The 19,382-nt window shown below is 72.1% G+C and carries 16 protein-coding genes and 1 pseudogene; 9 read left to right on the forward strand and 8 right to left on the reverse strand.

The window, feature by feature from the left end; translation table 11 throughout:
* Positions 1-11 precede the first annotated feature (11 nt).
* The 3 genes from PV342_RS08290 to PV342_RS08300 form a co-directional block, all read right to left on the reverse strand.
* On the reverse strand, positions 12-854 hold the full coding sequence (locus PV342_RS08290; RefSeq protein ID WP_360999257.1) for a DUF4097 family beta strand repeat-containing protein: 843 nt from the start codon (positions 852-854) through the stop codon (positions 12-14).
* An 83-nt stretch (positions 855-937) separates the two neighbouring features.
* Entirely contained in the window at positions 938-1,456 is a 519-nt protein-coding gene (locus tag PV342_RS08295; RefSeq protein WP_500316353.1) for a hypothetical protein, read from the reverse strand.
* Between the two features lie 420 nt (positions 1,457-1,876).
* Positions 1,877-2,554: a type 1 periplasmic-binding domain-containing protein gene (locus PV342_RS08300; protein WP_018556799.1), complete on the reverse strand. Its 678-nt coding sequence runs from the start codon at positions 2,552-2,554 to the stop codon at positions 1,877-1,879.
* A gap of 173 nt (positions 2,555-2,727) precedes the next feature.
* On the opposite strand from PV342_RS08300, the gene PV342_RS08305 reads away from it, so the two are divergent.
* The 3 genes from PV342_RS08305 (at position 2,728) to PV342_RS08315 (ending at position 7,178) form a co-directional block, all read left to right on the forward strand.
* Positions 2,728-3,936, forward strand: a complete 1,209-nt coding sequence (locus PV342_RS08305) for a HupE/UreJ family protein (RefSeq protein WP_400809342.1) — start codon at positions 2,728-2,730, stop codon at positions 3,934-3,936.
* Between the two features lie 129 nt (positions 3,937-4,065).
* Positions 4,066-5,991, forward strand: a complete 1,926-nt coding sequence (locus tag PV342_RS08310; protein WP_386993584.1) for a purple acid phosphatase family protein — start codon at positions 4,066-4,068, stop codon at positions 5,989-5,991.
* 71 nt (positions 5,992-6,062) lie between these two features.
* Positions 6,063-7,178, forward strand: coding sequence for a WxL protein peptidoglycan domain-containing protein (locus tag PV342_RS08315; protein WP_500316356.1), 1,116 nt, complete (start codon positions 6,063-6,065; stop codon positions 7,176-7,178).
* A gap of 9 nt (positions 7,179-7,187) precedes the next feature.
* On the opposite strand, the gene PV342_RS08320 is transcribed toward PV342_RS08315, so the two are convergent.
* Together PV342_RS08320 and PV342_RS08325 are read right to left on the reverse strand one after the other, a co-directional pair.
* Complete coding sequence (locus tag PV342_RS08320; protein ID WP_500316357.1) at positions 7,188-8,879, reverse strand: TROVE domain-containing protein; 1,692 nt, start codon at positions 8,877-8,879, stop codon at positions 7,188-7,190.
* A 594-nt stretch (positions 8,880-9,473) separates the two neighbouring features.
* Positions 9,474-9,989, reverse strand: coding sequence for a VOC family protein (locus PV342_RS08325; protein ID WP_391578118.1), 516 nt, complete (start codon positions 9,987-9,989; stop codon positions 9,474-9,476).
* A gap of 667 nt (positions 9,990-10,656) precedes the next feature.
* Between PV342_RS08325 and PV342_RS08330 the strand changes: the two genes are divergently transcribed.
* The 3 genes from PV342_RS08330 to PV342_RS08340 all read left to right on the forward strand — a co-directional run bounded on the left by PV342_RS08330 (position 10,657) and on the right by PV342_RS08340 (position 13,762).
* Positions 10,657-10,947, forward strand: a complete 291-nt coding sequence (locus PV342_RS08330; protein ID WP_018556805.1) for a hypothetical protein — start codon at positions 10,657-10,659, stop codon at positions 10,945-10,947.
* Positions 10,948-11,502: 555 nt separating this feature from the next.
* Complete coding sequence (locus PV342_RS08335) at positions 11,503-12,456, forward strand: RNA polymerase sigma-70 factor (protein WP_400809358.1); 954 nt, start codon at positions 11,503-11,505, stop codon at positions 12,454-12,456.
* 109 nt (positions 12,457-12,565) lie between these two features.
* Complete coding sequence (locus PV342_RS08340; protein WP_500316359.1) at positions 12,566-13,762, forward strand: NAD(P)/FAD-dependent oxidoreductase; 1,197 nt, start codon at positions 12,566-12,568, stop codon at positions 13,760-13,762.
* Positions 13,763-13,786: 24 nt separating this feature from the next.
* Here the strand turns inward: PV342_RS08340 and PV342_RS08345 are convergent, their stop codons facing one another.
* Positions 13,787-14,107 (reverse strand): hypothetical protein, encoded by a 321-nt coding sequence (locus PV342_RS08345; protein ID WP_400809366.1) that lies wholly within the window; start codon positions 14,105-14,107, stop codon positions 13,787-13,789.
* Between the two features lie 127 nt (positions 14,108-14,234).
* Positions 14,235-15,248 carry a DUF1259 domain-containing protein gene (locus PV342_RS08350; RefSeq protein WP_018556809.1) on the reverse strand — a complete coding sequence of 338 codons (1,014 nt, stop codon included), beginning with the start codon at positions 15,246-15,248 and terminating at the stop codon, positions 14,235-14,237.
* 748 nt (positions 15,249-15,996) lie between these two features.
* Between PV342_RS08350 and PV342_RS08355 the strand changes: the two genes are divergently transcribed.
* Entirely contained in the window at positions 15,997-16,437 is a 441-nt protein-coding gene (locus tag PV342_RS08355) for a VOC family protein (protein ID WP_386993574.1), read from the forward strand.
* Positions 16,438-16,545: 108 nt separating this feature from the next.
* On the opposite strand, the pseudogene PV342_RS08360 reads toward PV342_RS08355, so the two are convergent.
* Positions 16,546-17,145, reverse strand: a pseudogene (locus PV342_RS08360) (DUF6000 family protein); the annotation flags it as partial.
* A gap of 578 nt (positions 17,146-17,723) precedes the next feature.
* Here PV342_RS08360 and snpA point away from each other — a divergent pair.
* A complete protein-coding gene (gene snpA, locus PV342_RS08365) occupies positions 17,724-18,578 on the forward strand; it encodes a snapalysin (protein ID WP_500316361.1) in 855 nt (284 codons plus the stop codon).
* A 204-nt stretch (positions 18,579-18,782) separates the two neighbouring features.
* Positions 18,783-19,343 carry a dihydrofolate reductase family protein gene (locus tag PV342_RS08370; RefSeq protein WP_400809376.1) on the forward strand — a complete coding sequence of 187 codons (561 nt, stop codon included), beginning with the start codon at positions 18,783-18,785 and terminating at the stop codon, positions 19,341-19,343.
* Positions 19,344-19,382 lie beyond the last annotated feature (39 nt).

Here is a 19,382-nt window from a genome sequence, read left to right on the forward strand (position 1 = left end):
GGTCGTGCGGCTCAGGCCTGGGCGCGGTGGATCTCGATGTTGCCCCAGCGGGTCCGGGCGTGGACCTCGACGGTGTCCTCGGTCTTCTGCGGGGGCTCGGAGCCGGCGAGCGTGTTGCGCACCTGTCCGCGCTCGGAGCTGACGTCGAGCCAGGCGGCCGTGCCCTCGCGGACGCCGATCTCGATGGCGCCGTAGGAGGTCTCCAGCCGGACGGCGCCGCGGGCGACCTCGGCGACGCGCAGGTTGCCGTGGGCGACGGTGGCGGTGACCGAGCCCTCGGCGCGCGCGATGTCGACGTTGCCGTGGGCTCCGCGCACCCGCAGCTCGCCGAGCGCGGCGCCGACGGTCGTGGTGCCGTGCGAGTTCTTCATGTCGGCGGGGCCGTCGATGGTGCCGACGCGCAGGCTGCCGGAGCTGGTGGTGATCTCGGCCGGACCCTCGACACGGTCGACGGTGACCGTGCCGTGGGAGGCGGTCAGCTGCAGCGGGCCGGTGGTGTCGAAGCGCACGTCGTTGGACGAGGTCTTCACCCGGACCTCGCCGAGCCGGCCCTCGCCGAGCACCTGGGTCCAGGAGCCGGTCACGTCGACGTCCGAGCCCGTGGGCAGTTCGACCGTCACGTCGACGACGCCGCTGGGCCCGATGAGGAACCGCTCCTTCGTCCTGACGGTGAGGACACCGCTCGCGAAGGCGACCTCGGTCTGCTCGGCGGCCCGCACGTCCTTGTCGCGCTTCGGCTCACGCGGCCGCACCTCGACGACGGTGTCGGAGCGGTCGCCCGCGGTGAACCGGATGGAACCGGCGCCCACATGGGCGGTGACCGAGATCGGTCCGGTGGTGTCGAAAGCAGGCATGGCTGTCCCGTCCTTCTGAGTCCTTGGGCCGTCCCCGCTGGTGGGACGTGGTGTGGGTGAAGTGGAGCGCGGCTCGGGCGCGGTTAGCGCACCCAGCCCCGGAAGCTCTGTCCGGTGGTGCGGGTCCCCTCCGTCGCGCGCGGCTGCGGCGCGCCGTCGACCGCGGCCGACACGGCGCGCACCAGCCACGCGTTGACCGACAGGCCCTCGCGGCTCGCGGCCTCCTCGGCGCGGGTCTTGAGGTGCGCCGGCAGGCGCAGGTTGACGCGGGCGGTGCCGCCCTCGTCGCCCTCGGCCGGGACGGGGGTCCTGAGCGGTTCGACGCGCGCGGCGCCCATCTCCGCGGGGCCGCCGCCGGCGGGCGGCAGCGTCACCACGAAGTCGGGGTCCAGCCCGCGAAGCCGTACGTCGACCGAGCCGGGGGCGAGTTCGCGGGTGATCTCGTCCATCGCCGCGGAGAGCACGTTGAGCATGGTCAGGCGGGTCGCCGACTCCAGGGGAGCGGTGAGCCGCTCTGCCAGCTCGCGGGCTTCCTCCCCGCCGGCTTCGGCGGCCACCGCGAGTTCGCGGCGGAGGGTGTCGACATACGGGGTGAGGTCCATGACGCCATCATGGCACCACTGTGGTGCCATGTGCAAGCCGCTATGGCGTCACGAGGGGCGTCAACGTGCACTGTGCCTTCTTGACCTGCGGAAATGTCATGGTGGCAGTCTGAGTCATCGTGGCGCCGTGAGGGTCTGATGTGCCCCTCATGGCGCGATGTGGCGCCGGATGGCACCACATGACACCACGTGCTGCCATGTGGTGCCACCGCAGGCGCGTTCCAGGGTGACGGCACTGCGCACAGGCCTGGCCCGCCACGTCGCGGCCTGCGCGGACGGGGCTGGATCAAGCGGAGCGTCTCCGCGAGCGCGCGGCGGTCCTCGGCGCACCGATGGCGTCGCCGCCGCGGCCGGCGTCGTGGACCACGAGCAGCCGACCGGACGAGAGCGCGGATCGCCGGGGGATGGGCGCGGAGGATGCTACCCCGCGTGCTCGTCCAGCCAGAGGACGATCCCGGTCACGCCGCCCAGCACGGCCGCGACGCCCGCGCGGATCGCCGCGGCGCAGCGGGCGGGGGTGAAGGTGGCGGGGTCGTACGTCGAGGACATGCCGAGGCCCTCGCCGCGGAACGACGCGCCGGACCAGTCGACCGCGGTGACGTTGGCGGTGGGCTCGGCCAACTCCGCGCCCACCACGAGGAACTGCTGGGAGAGGTGGTTCGGGGTGACCGTGGCGAGGGGGTCGATCAGGGCGTTGCCCGCGCTCACGATGAGGTCCGCGTGCATCTCCAGGCCTCGGGTGACGGTGGCCAGGAGGTCGGCGGGATGGTCGGCGACGACCTTCCTGAGGTCGACGTGCTCGGCCTCGGCCCACTCCTCCACGGCGGTCACGAGCCTCTTGGTGGGGCGGTCGTCGCCGGAGGTGAGGAGGACGACGCGGTAGCCCTTCGAGGGGTGGACCCCCGACCAGGAGCCGGGCCGCGGGGTGGCGGTGGCCTCGGGGGCGGGCGGCGCGGCGCGGTCGACGAAGCCGGGGCCGGGCGTTCCGACGGCACTGGGCCGGGGATGCGGTTCCGACCAGTCGTCGCCGGAGCCGCATCCGGTGAGCAGCGCGGCGGCCGCGGCCAGGGTGGCGGCGGCACGAAGCGGGGGGCGCAAGGCGATCGACCTCCGGGTGGTGACAGGTGGTGCCGTCCCCATCCTGCAATCCGTCCCGCTTCGGCTCCATCCGTGGGGGGCTGTTCTCGAACTTGTTTTCGCACGATTCGCCGGCCGGCCGGTTCCGGTTCACCCATGACGTGCACCGTGCAGTGGCAACCTGAAGGAGCCACATGTCACATCGCCTCCGCCGCAGCCTCGTCGGGATCATCGCGGCGGTGATCGCCTTCCTCGGCCTGGGGCAGCAGTCCGCGTTCGCGCACGGGTTCACCTCGACCGTCTACGTGGACGTCGCCCCGGCCGACGGAGGCCGCATTCGGACCACCCTGAAGCTCGAGTACGACCTCTTCGTCGTGTCCGCCGCCGACTACCAGCACGACGACACCCTCTTCCGTGAAGGGACCGCCGCGTTCGACGCCGGTGACTCCGCCGCGCAGGCCGCGGCGCTGGAGGCGCACGCGAAGTCGGCCGTGGCGTACGCGACCGAGCGCTTCTCGGTGACCTCCGGCGGCAAGCCCTGCGCCGCGACCCCGGCCGGCGGTTTCACGATGGGCCGGCAGGAGGGCGTGCCGTACGCCACCCTCCGGGTGGACTGGAACTGCCCGCAGGGCGAGGACCGCGAGGTGCGCAGCGGACTGTTCCCCGACTCCGAGGGCTACGTCAAGGGCACCAAGACCATCGTCACGTACGCGCTCGACGGCAGCTCGGGCAGTGCCGCGCTCGACGCCGAGCACCCGTCCTTCTCCCTCGGCCAGTCCTGGTACGAGCGGTTCTGGGAGTTCTTCCGGCTCGGCGCCGAGCACCTGCTGACCGGGATCGACCACATCCTGTTCCTGCTCGCCCTGATCGCCGGTTCGCGGCGGCCGCGCGAGATCGTGCTGGCGGCCACCAGCTTCACCCTGGCGCACTCGGTGACGTTCATGCTCGCCGCGCTGGGTGCGGTCGACGTGCCCGCGCGGATCGTGGAGCCCGTCATCGCGCTGTCGATCGCCGTGGTCGCCGGCTGGTACCTGTGGCGGATCTGGCGGCGCGGCGACCACGCGACCGAGCTGGAGGCACCCGGGCAGGGGCACTTCAGCCTGGACCGGGCCGGCTGGACCCGCCTCGGCGTCGTGTTCTGCTTCGGACTCGTGCACGGCCTGGGCTTCGCGGGCGCGCTGGGGATCGACGAGGCGTGGTCGTGGACGCTGCTGTGGTCCCTCCTGGTGTTCAACGTCGGCATCGAGGCGGTCCAACTGGCCATCATCGCCCTCGTCTTCCCGCTGCTGATCGTGCTGCGCCGGCGCTCGGCGCGGGCCGGGCTGTGGGCCACGGGCGGGATATCGGCAGGGGTGTCCGTGATGGGCCTGGTGTGGTTCGTGCAACGAGTGTCCGGATTCTGAGACTCCGTCCAGGGCTCGTGCGAAGTTCAACTTTCGCGTGGCTCGCATTTATGTTCGCTTTACCTGCCGAGGTCAGCGTGGGGTCTCCACTCGATGCACACGATTCGTGCACAGAAGGAAAAGACAAAGATGAGATCGAGCAACTCCTCGCGGACCTCCGGGTCCGCGCGGCGCCGTGTGGCCACCGGGGCCACCGCGGCGTTCCTCGGCCTGACGGTTGCCCTCGGCAACGGGCTGGTGACCTCGGCGTCCGCCGCCGACACCGCCACCCTGAGCGGCATCGTCCTCGGTGTCGGCGCCAACGAGACCCAGCGCACCGTGACGTGGTACTCCTCCGCCGACACGGCGCAGCAGATCCAGGTCGCGCCGACCGCGCAGGTGACCGACGGCCAGTTCCCGGCCGGCTCCGCCACCTTCGACGCCATCGGCGCGGCGAACATCGCCACCAGCGGCGGCTTCAACCGCCACGCGACGATCACCGGCCTGAAGGAGAACACCCAGTACTCCTACCGCGTCGGCAGCGAGGGCAACTGGTCCTCCACGTACTCCTTCAAGACGCAGGACTTCGAGGGCGAGTACGACTTCCTGTTCTACGGCGACCCGCAGATCGGCTCGTCCGGCAACCTGGCCGCCGACCAGGCCGGCTGGCAGGACACGGTCGACGTCTCGCTGCGGGCCAACCCGAACGCCGAGATCCTGGTGTCGGGCGGTGACCAGGTCGAGACGGCCAACACCGAGTCCCAGTGGAACTCCTTCCTCGCTCCCGACGGACTGCGCCAGTACCCGTGGGCCGCCACCATCGGCAACCACGACGTCGGCGGCAAGGCCTACGAGCAGCACTTCACCACCCCGAACACCGACCGCTCGGCCCCGTACTACGACAACGGGAACCCGGACGGCACCAAGTCGGGCGGTGACTACTGGTACATCTACAAGGATGTCCTGTTCATCGACCTGAACAGCAACAGCTACAACTCCGCCAACGGCGGCGGTGACGCGGCGCACGTCAACTACGTGACCGACGTCATCAACAAGCACGGCAACGAGGCCAAGTGGAAGGTCCTCGTCTACCACCACGCGATCTACTCGCCGGCCTCGCACGCCAAGGACAGCGAGAACAAGCAGCGTCGTCTGGACTTCCCGACGACGTTCTCCAAGCTCGGGGTGGACCTGGTCCTGCAGGGCCACGACCACAGCTACTCCCGCAGCTACCTGATCAAGAACGGTGAGAAGGAGAACCCGGCCGAGCAGCCCGGCGCCTCCGACGTGTACCCGGGTCCCGGCGGCGTCCTCTACGTGACGGCCAACTCCGCCTCGGGCTCGAAGTACTACGACATCACCAAGCCGGACAGCAGCGGCACCAGCGGCGCGGGCAACGGCGCCGACCCGCTGAACCCGAACAGCTACTGGTACAACTCGGTCCAGAACCAGGAGCACGTCCGCACCTACGTCAAGGTCCAGGTGCGCAACGACAAGCTCGTGGTCGAGAACATCCGCAGCGCCGCCAACGGCGCCGACCAGCCGGTCGGTTCGCACGTCGACGACGTCACGGTGCACCCGTACCACGGGGACAAGCAGGACCTGCAGGTCGACGTCCCGAACCCGGCCCCGGGCGAGTTCGGCTGGACCATCGACGGCTACAACGGCCTGGTGGACCTCGGTACCGCCAAGGAGCAGGACGGCGACCACTTCGTCGCGGGCGGCAAGATCAACCCGATCCTCGTCTCCGACAGCCGCCGTTCGCTCGCCCCCTGGTCGATCTCGGCCAACGTGGGTGACTTCAAGGACGCCGACAAGACGTTCTCCGGCTCCTACCTCGGCTGGACGCCGTACGTCCTGGACGGCGGCGCCGGTGCCAAGGCCGGCGACCCGGTGAACTCCGGCTACGACGACCACGGCCAGGGCCTGTCCGTCTCGCGCGGCCTCGGTTCCGCCGAGCAGGGCCACCCGCGGGGCTCCGCCAAGCTCGGCGCCGACCTGGATCTGAAGATCCCGGACAGCGTCGAGAAGGGCGGCTACCGCGCCACCCTCACGATCACTGCGCTCAGCAGCTGACCGTACCCGTTTGACGGCGGGGCAGGCACCGTCGGTGCCTGCCCCGCCTCCCGCTCCAGGAGAACCCCGACATGCTCCCGTCCGCACCGCGCCGCACGACGCCCTTCGCCCGCACCGCCGTCCTGGTCCTGCTCGCGGCCCTCGCCCTCGTGGGCCTCCACGCGGGCCCCGCCCGGGCGGCCGACGGCGATGTCACCTGGACGGTGAGGACGGCCGCGAACGCGTTCGGCGACGACCGGTCCAGCTACAGCTACTCCGCGAACCCCGGCGGACAGGTCAAGGACGCCATGGTCGTGGCCAACCGCAGCACCGCCCCGCTGCGGCTCGCGCTCTACGCGTCCGACGGCTACACCACCGACACCGGGCAGCTCGACCTGCTCACCAAGGACAAGAAGTCCGTCGGGATCGGCGCCTGGGTCCACGCCGACCGCGACAGCGTCGTCATCAAGCCCGGCAAGACCGCCGAGATCCCCTTCACCGTCACCGTCCCGGACAACGCCACCCCCGGCGACTACGTCGGCGGCATCCTGACCTCGCTCAAGCAGTCCGACGAGGCCCAGGGCATCAACGTGGACCGGCGCCTGGGCATCCGCGTCAAGCTGCGGGTCAGCGGCGCGCTCAAGCCGAAGCTCGCCGTCGAGGACCTCCACGTCGACTACAGCGGCCCGGCCAACCCCTTCGGCACGGGCGATGCCACCGTCACGTACACGATCCACAACACCGGCAACGCGATGCTGTCGGCACGCCAGTCCGTCTCGGTGGCGGGCCCGTTCGGATGGCTGCGGGCGAAGGCCGGCGACATCGCCGCGCCGCCGGAGCTGCTGCCGGGGGAGAGCTGGAAGGTGAAGGTGCCCGTCCACGGCGTGGCACCCGCGGTCAGCCTGACCGCCACCGCCACCCTCACCCCGATGCTCACCGACGCGTCGGGCTCCATCAACCCCCTGGACCCGGTCGAGGCCACCGCCCACGGCTGGGCCGTGCCCTGGATCCTGCTCCTGCTGATCGTCCTGCTCGCCGCGGCCGTCGCCGCCGCGATCGTCCTCCGGCGCCGCGGCCGCGTACGGCGCAAGCAGCGCGAGGACAGCCGGGTACGGGACGCCGTGGAGAAGGCGCTGCGCGGCAAGGACGCGCAGTCGGCGAATCCGGAGCAGCCGGAGCAGACCGCGAAGCCCGGGCAGAAGGCCTGACCCGGCCCGTCAGTCCGTGACGGCGGCGGGGTCCCAGGGCCACGAGGTGTCCCGCCCCGCCTCCAGGAGCGGGATCAGCCGGAACGCCGCGTCCGCGAGGCCGCCGAAGGTGTGCCGGTGCGGCCCGGTCGCGGCGTGGCCCATGGCGTACCCCGCCAGGTTCCACGTGTACACCGGGACGTGCTTCGGGACGGCGCCCATCGGGTCGCCCAGGGGCGACCAGAAGGCCTGTTCGTCGGTGACCACGACCACCCGGTCGTGCCCGGCGTAGTGCCGGGTGACAGCGGCGGCGGTGTTCGTGCCGCCGAGGTCGCCGAACCGGTCCAGCGCCCGCAGGACGGACTCGTTCCGCGCCGGTTCGACGCGCAGGCTGCCGGTGCCGAACTGGACGAGGTCGGCCCGTTCGGCCCGCATCGCCAGCGCGGTGCCGAAGATCGCGGCGGAGTCGGCCCGGTTGAGCTCGGTGTCCGCGCTCGGCCGGTCGAACATCGAGCCCGAACGGTCGACCAGGACCAGCGTCCGGCCGGGCAGCGCGGGCACGTTCGCCAGCGAGTGCCCGAGGGCCCTCTCCAGGGGCTCCTCCCAGCGGCGCGAGGGCACGTTGCGGTGCGCGGCCAGGTAGCGGAACGGGAACTGCCGTGAGCGGAGCACCTCGGCGGGGTCCGAGATCCGGCGGGCCACCTCCGCGGCCGCCTCGTCGCCGACCCCGGCGAGGTCGAAGTTGCGCAGGTTGCGGACGAGCGCCATCGCCCCCATCGAGGGGATCACGGCCTCCCACACCGCGGCGTCCAGCGGCCCCTGCAGCCAGCCCGCCAGCGCCTCCCAGCTCATCCCGGCCGCGGCCAGCCGCTCGGCCCCGTCCGCCCCGGTGACCAGCGCGTACCGCCGCTCCACCGGTACGGAGAGCAGCGCGTGGTGCGCGGCGAGGAGCGGTTCCCCGGCCGGCGGTACGGCGCGGTCCGGACGGTGCCGCCGGTCCAGCGCGTACCGGAACAGCCCGCCCTGCCACGGACGGCCGGTCGCGGGGGCGGGGTGGGTGAGCTCCAGTACGTCGCCGAAGCGGAAGTCGTGCGAGGGGGTGTCGTACCTCAGCAGCGCGCGGCCGGTGTAGAGCCGGCGCACCGCGTCCGCGACCCCGCGCTTGAGCGGCTGCGGCAGCCTCCGCCCGTAGCGGGAGGTCCAGTACGCCAGCAACTCGCCCGGCTCGTCCGGGCGTTGCAGCACGGCCTCGACGGCCTGCCGGGAGAAGCCCGCGGCCCCGGCGTCCAGCCTGCCGCGGACGAACTCGGCCGCGCCCACCACCGACGCCGTTCGTATGTGGGCCTGTGTGCGCAGCCAGCGCAGCAGACCGAGAGTCCACTGCGGGTCCTCGACGGCGAGTCGCCGCACCAGGCGGACGTAGCGGTCGTCGCGGGACCCGGCGCCCTCGTAGAAGCTGTTCTGACCGGCCATGTGGGAGACGGCGAGCAGGAACAGCTCCGCCTTGGGCTCCCGCGCGTATCCGGCTCCCGCCTCGTGGTTGCGGCCGGGCGGCGGGAACACCGTCCGCAGCACGGCCCCTGCGGACCGGGGAGGCGCCACGACCCAGCGGCCGTGCAGGGAGAGCGGGGAGGTGGCACCGCCCGCGGTGACGCCCGGTATCTCGGCCCGGATCTCCTCCCTGGCCTCGGTCTTGGCCCGCTGACGGTTGAACCGGGTCATGCAGATGTCCCCCTGGAGGGTGGCGGTCGGAGGGCGCGCGGCGGGAACACACGCGGAACGGGGCACGCGCGGTCACGGAATCGCCCGGCCACGCGAAGGCGGCGCCTCCCGAGATCAAGGGTGTGCACCGGTGTGTACTTGTTCGCAGGAAGTAACCGGGGCACGGCGCATCGGAAGGCGTCGGACGGGGACGTTACCCGGCCCCGTACGCCGGCGCATCCCAATTGACGCGGGCGCGATGGGCGGCGCCTGGCGATGGTGTCCTGCGCGCTCTCCACCGACGCGACGTCGCGCGGGAGTTCTCCCCGGCCGCCACGGCTCGGGCCGGCCGTACCGGCGCACCGGGTGTCCGCCGGCGGGCCGAAGTCGGCCTCATCGCAGCGGAGTTCGAGTTCCGTGGGTTCTCAGGTCTCGGCCGCGCGGGGCGTGGGTGCGGGGCGTAAGTGCCCGGCTCCGCGGTGTTCCACCGCGGAGCCGGGGGAGCGGGGCGGTCCGGGCCGCGGCCCGGCGCGTGCGGGGGCCGGACCGACGGCTGTCAGGTGATCCTCCGCCCCTTCGGCCGGCGTTCGGCGCCCGCTGCCCGCATCGCTCGTGTCAGAGGATGTACTCGCCGAGGGCGTAGCCCTTGGGCTCCGTGATCAGCTCGATCCTCAGCCCGTTGGGGTCGGCCAGGAACATGCTGTCCGCGACCTCGGTCGGGAAGGCCGCGTACGCGATGCCCTTCTCCTCCAGGCGCTCCTTCACGGTGGCGAAGACCTCGGGCGTGACCGACAGCGCGATGTGGTGGCCGCCGCCGACCGTCTCCGCGTAGTCGGGGTGGGGGTGGCCCGGGAAGTCGAAGAAGGCGAGCATGTTCTCGGCGCCCATGTCGAAGAAGAAGTGCGTCGACCCGCGGTAGTCCCGGTTCTCCATCAGGTCCACCAGTGGGAGGCCCAGGACGTCCCGGTAGAAGAGGATGGTCTCCTCGACGTCCCGCGCGATGAACGCGGCGTGGTGGACCCCCTGCGTCGTGGGCGCGGGGCGTTCCCCGGCCGGGAGGAGGTAACGGTCCCTCAGCTCTGCCTGACGCTCCAGGATCGCCTGCAGTTCCTCGCCGTGCGGCTGTGCCATGGTCGTGACTCCTCATCCTGCGGGCCGCGCGAGGTGCGCGGACTGCACGGGCGGGCACCTGGGCGACGGTGCGGAGCCCGCCCTGCTCCATTCATGCTTGACGCGTCAACCGAACATAGGGCTATTTATTTGACGCGTCAAGCATGGAAGGGTCGGCGCCATGCACGACTCGCCGCGCGACCGGCCCCTCGGCCCTTCCGGGCGGTCGGCTCCGGACGGTCCGCATCGGACGGTCCTCGCCGGACGGTGCCCGGGGAGCGGGAGCCGGTGATCGCATGGCGTGGGCCGGCGACGGCACGGCTGGGACCGGCGGCCACGGAGGGTGACCCCGGACCCCGTGTAATGGCCATGGGATGCTCGTGCGTGACCGCCCTCCCAGGCGGCCCGAAGATTTCCGGCGAGCCGATCACACGCTCTCTGACCTGCGGAAAAGCGGCCCCGATGACGCTGAGGCGCGGCGCTTTCTTTTGACTCCGGGCCCCACCCGTGTCACGGTCGTTTCCTCGGCGTTTGCCGCCTTGCATCACGGCGTCCCTGCCCGGTGAGCGAGAACGCGTGGGTCACGTGCCCCTCGTCCTACCGGCTCCAGGCACACGAAGCCGGTTCGACGACGGTCGGAAATGGCACGGCCGTTGTCCACCAATCTTCCCGTACGAAGGAGATTGACATGCGCGCAAACATCACCGTCCGCCGGACTGTCGCCGCGGCGCTCGCGGCACCGATGCTCGCCTTTGTCGCGGCGGGCACCGCCGAAGCGGCACCGCAGACCGTGACCTCCATCGCCCCTCAGTCAGCCGTGACGAACTACGTCCAGGGCGGCGGCGGCTTCGGCGGCATCGGCGGCTTCCGCGGCAACGGGTTCTACGGCAACAACTTCTACGGCGGTTTCGTCCCCGCCGTCGTCGTCCCCGTGGTCGTCCCCGTCGGGGGCTTCGGCGGGTTCTTCCCCTTCCGCTGAGGCCTCGCCGCCCCTGGCGGCCACCGCGGCACGCCCCACCCGGCCGGAGGACCCGTGACGAAAGCCACGGCCCTCCGGCCGGCGCCGCGCTCGCGTCATTCCTGTCACACCCCACGGCGGTTCCGGTCCCAGCTGTCGGCCCCCGCGCGCGGGGCCGTTCCGGTCGACGACGAGGAGACACCGTGACCGTCGGGGCCGGCGAAACGCTCTCCATCTCGGGGCGGTTGTCCCACGACAGCGCCGGGACCTTCATCGGGACCGGCGACTTCGAACCGCAGATGAGGACCACCCTCGGCAACCTCGACCGCGTGCTGGAGCGCTTCGGGGCCCGTCCGACCAGATCGTCGAGACCACCGTCCTGGCACGGGGCCTGCGGGACCACTTCGACACCGTCGCCCGCCCGCACGCCGCGTACAGCGGCGACCACCGCCCCACCGGCACCGTGACGGGCGTGTCCGACCTGGCGCTGCCCGACCGGCTCGTCGAGATCGGCGCCGTCGTCCGCCTCGACGCCGGCCACTGACTCACAGCCGCGCGCGGGCTAGGATCCGGGCCATGGCCCTGACCCCGCACGACGTGGAACGGTTCGAGGCGTCCAGGCCCCGTCTGGAGGCCGTCGCCTACCGTCTGCTCGGCTCCGCGAGCGAAGCCGAGGACGCCGTGCAGGAGACGTTCCTGCGCTGGCAGGCCGCCGACGTCGACCGCGTCGACGTCCCCGAGGCGTGGCTGACCAAGGTGCTCACCAACCTGTGCCTCAACCAGCTCACCTCGGCCCGGGCACGGCGCGAGACCTACGTCGGCGAGTGGCTCCCGGAACCGCTGCTCGCCGGGGACCCGATGCTCGGCCCGGCCGACACCGCCGAGCAGCGCGAATCGGTCTCCTACGCGGTCCTCGTCCTGCTGGAGCGCCTCACCCCCAACGAGCGCGCGGTGTACGTGCTGCGGGAGGCCTTCGCGTACCCGCATCGCGAGATCGCCGAGATCCTCGACATCACCGAGGCCGCCAGCCAGCAGATCCACCACCGTGCCAAGAAGCACGTCGCGGACGGCAGGGCCCGCGGGACCGGCGCCGGGATCGACGAGGCGGCGGCCCGGCGGGTCGTCGAGGAGTTCCTGGCGGCCGCCACCAGCGGCCGGACCGAGCCGCTGGTGCGGCTGCTCACCCAGGACGCCGTCGCGGTCGGCGACGGCGGCGGGAAGGTGCCGGCCCGCGCGAAGGCGTTCGAAGGCGCCCTCGCCGTCGCGAAGTTCCTGCGGGGCCTGTTCACGCCCGGCGCGGCCAAGCGCGCCCTGGTCGGCGGCACGGCCGAGGTCCACGCGGCGGACGTCAACGGCGACCCCGCCGTCGTGGCGGTCGTCGACGGCCGGGTCGTCGGCGTCATGTGCCTGGAGGTCACCGCCGACGGCGTCGCGGCCGTCCGCAACCAGGTCAACCCCGACAAGCTCGAACGCGCCACCCGGCGATGGGCGGCCGGCGACCACGGGGAACCCCTGTTCCACGCCTTCTGACGCCCCTCCGATCCCCGTGTGACGTGCTTCACATCACGTTCCTGTCAGGAAACGGCGGGCCGCCCGGTTCAAGTGGCGAATCCGCTGGAGAGCAGACAGGAGCCAGGACATGCAGCACCGCATCGTCGTCCTCGGAGCCGGGTACACCGGAGCCAGCGCCGCCGGGCGCCTCGCCCGGCGGCTGCGCCGCGAGGACGTCGCCATCACCCTTGTCAACGCGGAGCCCGACTTCGTCGAGCGCGTCCGCATGCACCAGCTCGCCGCCGGCCAGGACCTCACGCCCCGGCCCCTCGGCGAGATGTTCGCGGGCACCGGCGTCGAACTGAAGGCGGCGAAGGTCACCGGCGTCGACGCCGACCGCCGCACCGTCGCCGTCCACGGCGCGGACGGTGACGAGGAGTTGGCGTACGACACCCTCGTCTACGCGCTCGGCAGCGGCTGGAAGGACCAGGGCGTGCCCGGCGCCGCCGAGCACGCCCACGAGATCGCCGGCCGCGCCGGGGCGCTGCGCACGCGCGAGCGCCTGGCCGGCCTGGAGGCCGGACGGCCCGTCCTCGTCGTCGGCGGCGGCCTCACCGGCCTGGAGGCCGCGACCGAGATCGCCGAGGCCCGCCCGGACCTCGACGTCGCGCTCGCCGCCCACGGCGGCCTCGGCGACTGGCTCTCGCCGAAGGGCGCCCGGCACCTGCGGAAGGTCGTCGGCCGGCTCGGCATCACCGTGCACGAGCACACCACCGTCACCGCCGTCGAGCCCGACCGCGTCACCACCGCCGACGGCACCTCGCTCCCCGCCGCGGTCACCGTGTGGACCACGGGCTTCGCCGTCCACCCCATCGCCGGGGCCACCACCCTGGAGACCACCGACACGGGGCAGATCGTGGTGGACGCCACCATGCGCTCGGTCTCCCACCCGGACGTCTACGCCATCGGCGACGCCGCCATGGCGACGGGCGCCGGCGGCAAGCCGCTGCGGATGTCGTGCGCCTCGGGCATCCCCACCGCCTGGCAGGCCGCCGACGCCATCGCCGCCCGCCTGACCGGCGGCAAGCTCCCCGACATGCCGCTGCGGTACTTCAACCAGTGCATCTCGCTGGGACGCAAGGAGGGCCTGATCCAGTTCGTCACCGCCGACGACCGCGCCGTCGGCGCGGCCATGACCGGGAGGGTTGCCGCCGTCTACAAGGAACTCGTCTGCAAGGGCGCAGCCTGGGGCGTCGCCAACCCGACGATGGGCATCCCCACCCGCCGCCGCCGCGTCGCCCCCAGGCCCGCCGCGGCGGAGCCCGGCGTCCGTACGCCGGCCTGACCCGGCCCGCGCACCGGCGGGGGATCAGGAGTTGGCGAACAGCGCCGCCGTCGGCAGGAGCGTGGCCGAGACGCTGAGCAGCCAGTAGCCGCCCGCGGTGAGTGCCGTCCGCTCGGCGAGAGGCCGGTTCGCCAACCACCAGAGCACGGCGAACAGGAGGACGACGGGCCCGCAGAGCACCAGCGCGGGCATGACGCCGTCGTTCTCCGTCGGCTCGTGAACGGTCAACCCGAGCTCTGCGAGCGGCCAGTTGGAGGCGATGTACCAGAGCATCCAGAGCGGGACAACGCCCGGAATCCCCAGCAGCAGGTTCACACCCAGGGCGGTGTACCACCGTCTCGCCATGATCCTCGTCCCCCGATCGCCTGCCGAGACGGTACACCGGGGGGAGACACGGCCGACCGCCGCGTCCGCAGCGGGTGTCCCGCGCGGAGCGGCGGCCGGGTCACACGGAGCCACCGGCTGCGCGTGGTCAGCCGATCTCCACCGCCATCCCCTTGACGTTGGTGGCGTCCAACGCCTTGCGGATCCCCTTGGCGAGCTTGACCGCGTCACCCACGGCCCAGAAGTGCACGAAGAAGAGCCGCGGTTCGTCCACGAGCCCGTGGTTGTGCAGTTCGACGAGCTGGCACCCGGCCTTCCGGAGGGCCGCCAGGACGTTCTGGACCTCGCTGGCGATCATGGCGCAGTCGCCGCTGACCGCGGCCCGGCCGTTGCCCAGCGGCTGGTAGTTGATCGCGCTGGTGGATCCGAGGCCCGGCGGCAGGACCATGCCGTTGTCGGTGATGGTCTCCCGGCGCACGAAGGTGTTCTTGTAGACCCCGTCGTCGATGCCGCCCTTGACGCCCATCACCTTGTCGATGGTGGCGGTGTCCATGTCCAGCTGGCGCGGTACGGAGTGGTCCGGCCGTCCCGGGGGCGGGGCGCCGGTCCGGTCGAGCGCCGCGCGCAGGCCCTTGGCGATGGCCACGGGGTCCTTGCCGTGCGCGTGGACGTGGAACCACCAGATCTCGGGGTCCTGCGACAGCAGGTGCTTGTGGATCGCGGTCTGCTCGATCTTGCGCTCGTGCAGCACGTCGGCGAACGACTGCATCTCCTTCTCGGTGACCACCACGTCGCCCATCAGCAGCGTGTTCCCGTCGGCGTAGCGGACGAAGGACACGTGCGAGCCCAGTGCGAGCCCCGGTTTGACGGTGACGCCCTGCGAGACCACCGTGAGGTCCCGGCGCGGCAGACCCGTGTGGTACATGAACTCGCGCCTGATGTCGCCCGTCCGTCCCAGCGCGAGGGCCACCTCCTTCCAGTCCGTCAGGGCGGTGCGCACGGGCATGACCGACGGGTGGTTGTGCTGCTTCGACGTCCCGGTGGGCGCGCACGCGGAGATCGCCCCGCCCAGCAACGGCGCCAGAGTGGCCGCGGCGAGCAGATGCCGCCGTGACGCACCCGCCTGCGGGTGGGTGTCCTGCTGTCGGTCCTCACGCATCATGTGTGCCTCCTGACGGGATGGAAGCACGGCGAACGGCGGACACACCCCAGCACCGCCAGCACCTGGGCCAGGTGGGTGAAGCGCCCGTCGGCAAACGGGTGAGCCCAGCCGCCGGGGCGGCTTCCGGGCCGGGTCGCCGATGCGGCGGCGAGAGTCGCCGGGACGGCGCCGCGGGACCCTCCGGTCCTGCCGACGCGCCGCTGCACGGAGATCCCCGCCGACGCCCCGGCCGTCATCGAGACGCGCACCGGTGCCGTGCGGCAGACGGAGCCGGTCCCGGCGGGCTCCGACGCGGAGGTCCGGGCCGCGGGCGGCGGCCACCGCGCGGCACCGCCGTCGATGCGGCACGGCTGCGGCCCGCCGTCCTGCGTGTCAGCCCCGTCCGTCAGGCGCGGGGCTCACCCGTCCAGCACCACCCTGCGTCACCACTCGCCCCGGCCCCCTCTCCGCCTTGCCGGGATGCCGGAGGCCGGAGGCCGTGCCGAGCCATCCGTCGGTGGTGAGCAGGAACCGCGCATCGCCGCCTGCGATGCGACGTACGTCCGCCCTCCGTGTGCGCCGCCGTCGCGGCGGTCGCACGTGAGCTTCTGCGCCATGCTCTTGTCTGCGGCCGGCACGACTCACTTCAGGCGCGACCCGGATCTCCCGTGGTCCGGCGGTGCGCCTGATGTCGAGAACGTGCCGCCGGCTCCGTCCCAGGGGTGTCAGCGGCCACCACCGGCCGCACGAGGAAGAAGGAGAAGCCGGGATGGCGATTCAGCGGATGGACAACGTCGGCATCGTCGTCGAGGACCTGGACGCCGCCGTCGCGTTCTTCGAGGAACTCGGCATGGAGCTTGAGGGCAGGGCGGAGATCGAGGGCCTCTTCGCCGACCGGTGCACCGGACTCGACGGCGTCCACTGCGACATCGCGATGCTCCGGACCCCGGACGGTCACAGTCGGCTCGAGCTGGCGAAGTACCGCAGCCCCGAGGCGACCAGCGCCGGGCCGCGCAACCGGCCGCACAACATCCTGGGCACGCACCGCGTGATGTTCGCCGTCGACGACATCGAGGACACCGTCGCCCGCCTGCGCCCCCACGGCGCCGAACTCGTCGGCGAGATCGCCCGGTTCGAGGACAGCTATCTGCTCTGCTACCTTCGCGGCCCGGAGGGCGTCATCGTCGGCCTGGCCGAGCAACTGGGCTGAGCGGGGAGATGCCCGAACGGGAGCGAGCCGTTGGCGGATCCGGATCCGGATCCGGGGTGGCCGCACTCGCAGCCGCCTTTCAGGGCGGTGCCCGGCGTGCTCGGCGCTCTCGTCAGCGAAGGCGCAGAGCCGGCTCACGCTCTCGCGGTAGCCGTCCGGCGTGCCGTGGTGCTCCTTGCGGGGCGGCCCGTCGATCCACTGACGCCATAGGCCGTCCGGGGCCAGAAACCGGGCCGCCCGATCGGACCGGAGCTCTGCGTCGAGGTGCAGGAGAGCGCCCATGGCGGCGGTCTGGTCGTAGGAGAGGTCAGGGCGTCGCAGGTAGCGATCGAGGTAGGCGGCCGGCAGGTCGGCGTCGGCGGGAGTCGCGAACGTGGCGAGGGTGACGCAGTAGGCCCGAGCCTGCGAGGCAGACCTCGCTGGCGAGAAGCATGTGTCGCCGAGGCGTTCGCGGAACCCGGTTCTGCGGGCGGCGGCGATGAGCCAGGCCGCGGTCCTGCGTTCGCGCCGGCTGCCTTCGAGCAGGATGGTCAGCTCGCGGGGTGTGATGTCGCGGGCGGCCTCGCCGAGCTCCCGTGCGAATGTGGCGCGTTCAGGCCCGGTCATGCGCATGAGCCGGCCGCCGAGTTTGAGGTAGCGCCTGTCGGGCGTGACGTAGCGGTGGACAAGAGCGAGCAGCCCGGGATCATCCTCATCGGCGTGACGCATGGCCGCATCCTGTCCTGGGCGACGCCGGTCGACCAGTGCGTTTCCCGGTCGAGGCGGTCAGCCGGCCGACTGAGGGGCGGCGGCTCAGTGGTGGGGGACGCCGCCCGGCGGCGAGGGCGACGCCTGGGGGGCGGCTCGGGGCCGGTGGAGCACGAAACAGACGGAAGCCCATGTTCTATGACATCGGTCACAGCGTCGCGCCTACCACCTGGCGTGCTTAGTAGACACGGCGTGGTCGAGATTTACGCGTTTGTCCATTTTTGCCCGAATGCGGATTTTGGCGTGCGTCCCGGAATGCCATGCAACCGACACGCACGCCCACTGCCCGGCGACGTAAGGATTCTGACGGCGCAACAGTTATGCGCTCCCGTCGCCACATGCGAAGCGGAGGGCCGCGCACCGCCCCGGCGAGGTCCCGGGACCTACGAGGCGACGTAGTGGCGGGACCCTTTGCGCTCCCTGCCGAGCCGCTCTAACAATGACGACCCAAAGGACGTCGCTGCAGTTCAGAGCCGGTGTTCCCGCGGATTCGACCGCGCACCGGGCGCTCGGCGTCACCGAGTGAGTAGGAGCCTCACATGAAGTCGTCCCGAACGTCCGCGAGGCTCCTCGCCCTCGCTCTCGGCGTGGGTCTGGCCTCCAGCGCGCTGGGCGCGGTGGCCGGTGCCGCGACGGCCGCCACCCCGTCCGCTTCCGCCGGTACCTCCGTGGCGCGGTACGACGGGTCGGCCGGGGAGGCCGCGAACAACAAGGCGTTCTTCGAGGCCGTGCTCAAGTCGGTCGCCGCCAAGCGCGCCGCCCAGCCCGACGGGCAGGCGGTGACCGTCTACTACAACGACTCCAAGGCGCCGACCTTCCGCTCGCAGATATCGAGCGCGGCCTCGATATGGAACAGCTCCGTGTCCAACGTCAAGCTCCAGGAGGCTTCGAGCGGCGCCGATGCCGACTTCTCCTACTACGAGGGCAACGACTCGCGCGGGTCGTACGCCTCCACCAACGGCCACGGAAGCGGCTACGTCTTCCTCGACTACACCCAGAACCGGCAGGACGACTCGCTTCGTGTCGTCACCCACGAGACCGGCCATGTGCTGGGCCTGGCGGACGACTACAGCGGGCCGTGCAGTGAGCTGATGTCGGGCGGCGGCCCCGGCCCGTCCTGCACCAACCGCTATCCGAACGCCACCGAGCGCTCGCGCGTCGACCAGCTGTGGGCCACCGGAGCCGCGCAGGCCCCGGGCGCGGGGAACCAGCCCGGTGACCAACTCGGCCCTGCACCGCAGGTGGGGACCGGGGTGCCGGGCCAGGGTCCGGGGGTCCAGGGTCCCGGGGTTCAGGGTCCGGAGGCTCAGGGTCCGGGGGTCCAGGGTCCCGGGGTTCAGGGTCCGGAGGTCCAGGGTCCGGGGCGTCCGCTCCACAGGACGCCCTGGGGGTGATCGCGTTCCCCCGTGGGAAGCGGCTCGCCGACGGCGCCTGGGTACTCGTGCAGGCGCCGGGCCGTGCGGGGGAGTGCCCTCGGCCGACGTGCGGAGACACCGGCCGCGCCGCCGGCGCGCAGCGGCACCGATGAGTTCGCGCGCCGTGAGCGGTCCACTGAGGAGACCCGGTGGGCGCCGGGTGCAGACTCCCAGGAGAGATCCGTGCGAAAGCTGATCGTTTCCGAGTTCGTGACGCTGGACGGCGTGATGGAGGCGCCAGGAGGCGAGGAAACCCATCCACACTCAGGGTGGGTGTTCGACCACATGAGCCCCGAGCAGGGGCAGTACAAGGTCGAGGAGACGCTCGCCGCCGAGACGCTGCTCATCGGCAGGGTGACCTACGAGTCCTTCGCCGGCTCCTGGCCGGAGCGGACCGGTGAGCTGGCCGACCAGCTCAACACGATGCAGAAGGTCGTGGTGTCCGGCACCTTGACCGACCCCGCCTGGCAGAACACGACGGTGCTGACCGGCGATGCGGTCAAGGGCGTCGCCGAGCTCAAGGCGAAGGACGGCGGGCCGATCCTGGTCGCGGGCAGTGCGCGGCTGGTGCACACCCTGCTCGATCACGACCTCGTCGACGAGCTGCGGCTGATGGTCTTCCCCGTGACCATCGGCGCCGGGCTCCGCGTCTTCCCCGACACGGTGCGCAGAACGCCGTGGCGGCGCGTCGACAGCCTGCAGTTCCCGCCCGGCCCCCGGGTGGACGTCTACCACCGCGCCTGAACAGACCGGCGCGTCGCCGACAACGGCGGCACGTTGTCC

The organism is Streptomyces sp. PA03-3a (assembly GCF_033792735.1).
Lineage (GTDB): Bacteria > Actinomycetota > Actinomycetes > Streptomycetales > Streptomycetaceae > Actinacidiphila.

Excerpts from the sequence above, each read along its gene's own strand:
- PV342_RS08315 (WP_500316356.1), top strand. The coding sequence starts at position 6,063 with ATGCTCCCGTCCGCACCGCGCCGCACGACGCCCTTCGCCCGCACCGCC.
- PV342_RS08345 (WP_400809366.1), bottom strand. The coding sequence starts at position 14,107 with ATGGCGAGACGGTGGTACACCGCCCTGGGTGTGAACCTGCTGCTGGGG.
- PV342_RS08335 (WP_400809358.1), top strand. The coding sequence starts at position 11,503 with ATGGCCCTGACCCCGCACGACGTGGAACGGTTCGAGGCGTCCAGGCCC.
- PV342_RS08340 (WP_500316359.1), top strand. The coding sequence starts at position 12,566 with ATGCAGCACCGCATCGTCGTCCTCGGAGCCGGGTACACCGGAGCCAGC.
- PV342_RS08290 (WP_360999257.1), bottom strand. The coding sequence starts at position 854 with ATGCCTGCTTTCGACACCACCGGACCGATCTCGGTCACCGCCCATGTG.
- PV342_RS08355 (WP_386993574.1), top strand. The coding sequence starts at position 15,997 with ATGGCGATTCAGCGGATGGACAACGTCGGCATCGTCGTCGAGGACCTG.
- PV342_RS08305 (WP_400809342.1), top strand. The coding sequence starts at position 2,728 with ATGTCACATCGCCTCCGCCGCAGCCTCGTCGGGATCATCGCGGCGGTG.
- PV342_RS08295 (WP_500316353.1), bottom strand. The coding sequence starts at position 1,456 with ATGGACCTCACCCCGTATGTCGACACCCTCCGCCGCGAACTCGCGGTG.
- PV342_RS08325 (WP_391578118.1), bottom strand. The coding sequence starts at position 9,989 with ATGGCACAGCCGCACGGCGAGGAACTGCAGGCGATCCTGGAGCGTCAG.
- snpA (WP_500316361.1), top strand. The coding sequence starts at position 17,724 with ATGAAGTCGTCCCGAACGTCCGCGAGGCTCCTCGCCCTCGCTCTCGGC.
- PV342_RS08320 (WP_500316357.1), bottom strand. The coding sequence starts at position 8,879 with ATGACCCGGTTCAACCGTCAGCGGGCCAAGACCGAGGCCAGGGAGGAG.
- PV342_RS08330 (WP_018556805.1), top strand. The coding sequence starts at position 10,657 with ATGCGCGCAAACATCACCGTCCGCCGGACTGTCGCCGCGGCGCTCGCG.
- PV342_RS08310 (WP_386993584.1), top strand. The coding sequence starts at position 4,066 with ATGAGATCGAGCAACTCCTCGCGGACCTCCGGGTCCGCGCGGCGCCGT.
- PV342_RS08350 (WP_018556809.1), bottom strand. The coding sequence starts at position 15,248 with ATGATGCGTGAGGACCGACAGCAGGACACCCACCCGCAGGCGGGTGCG.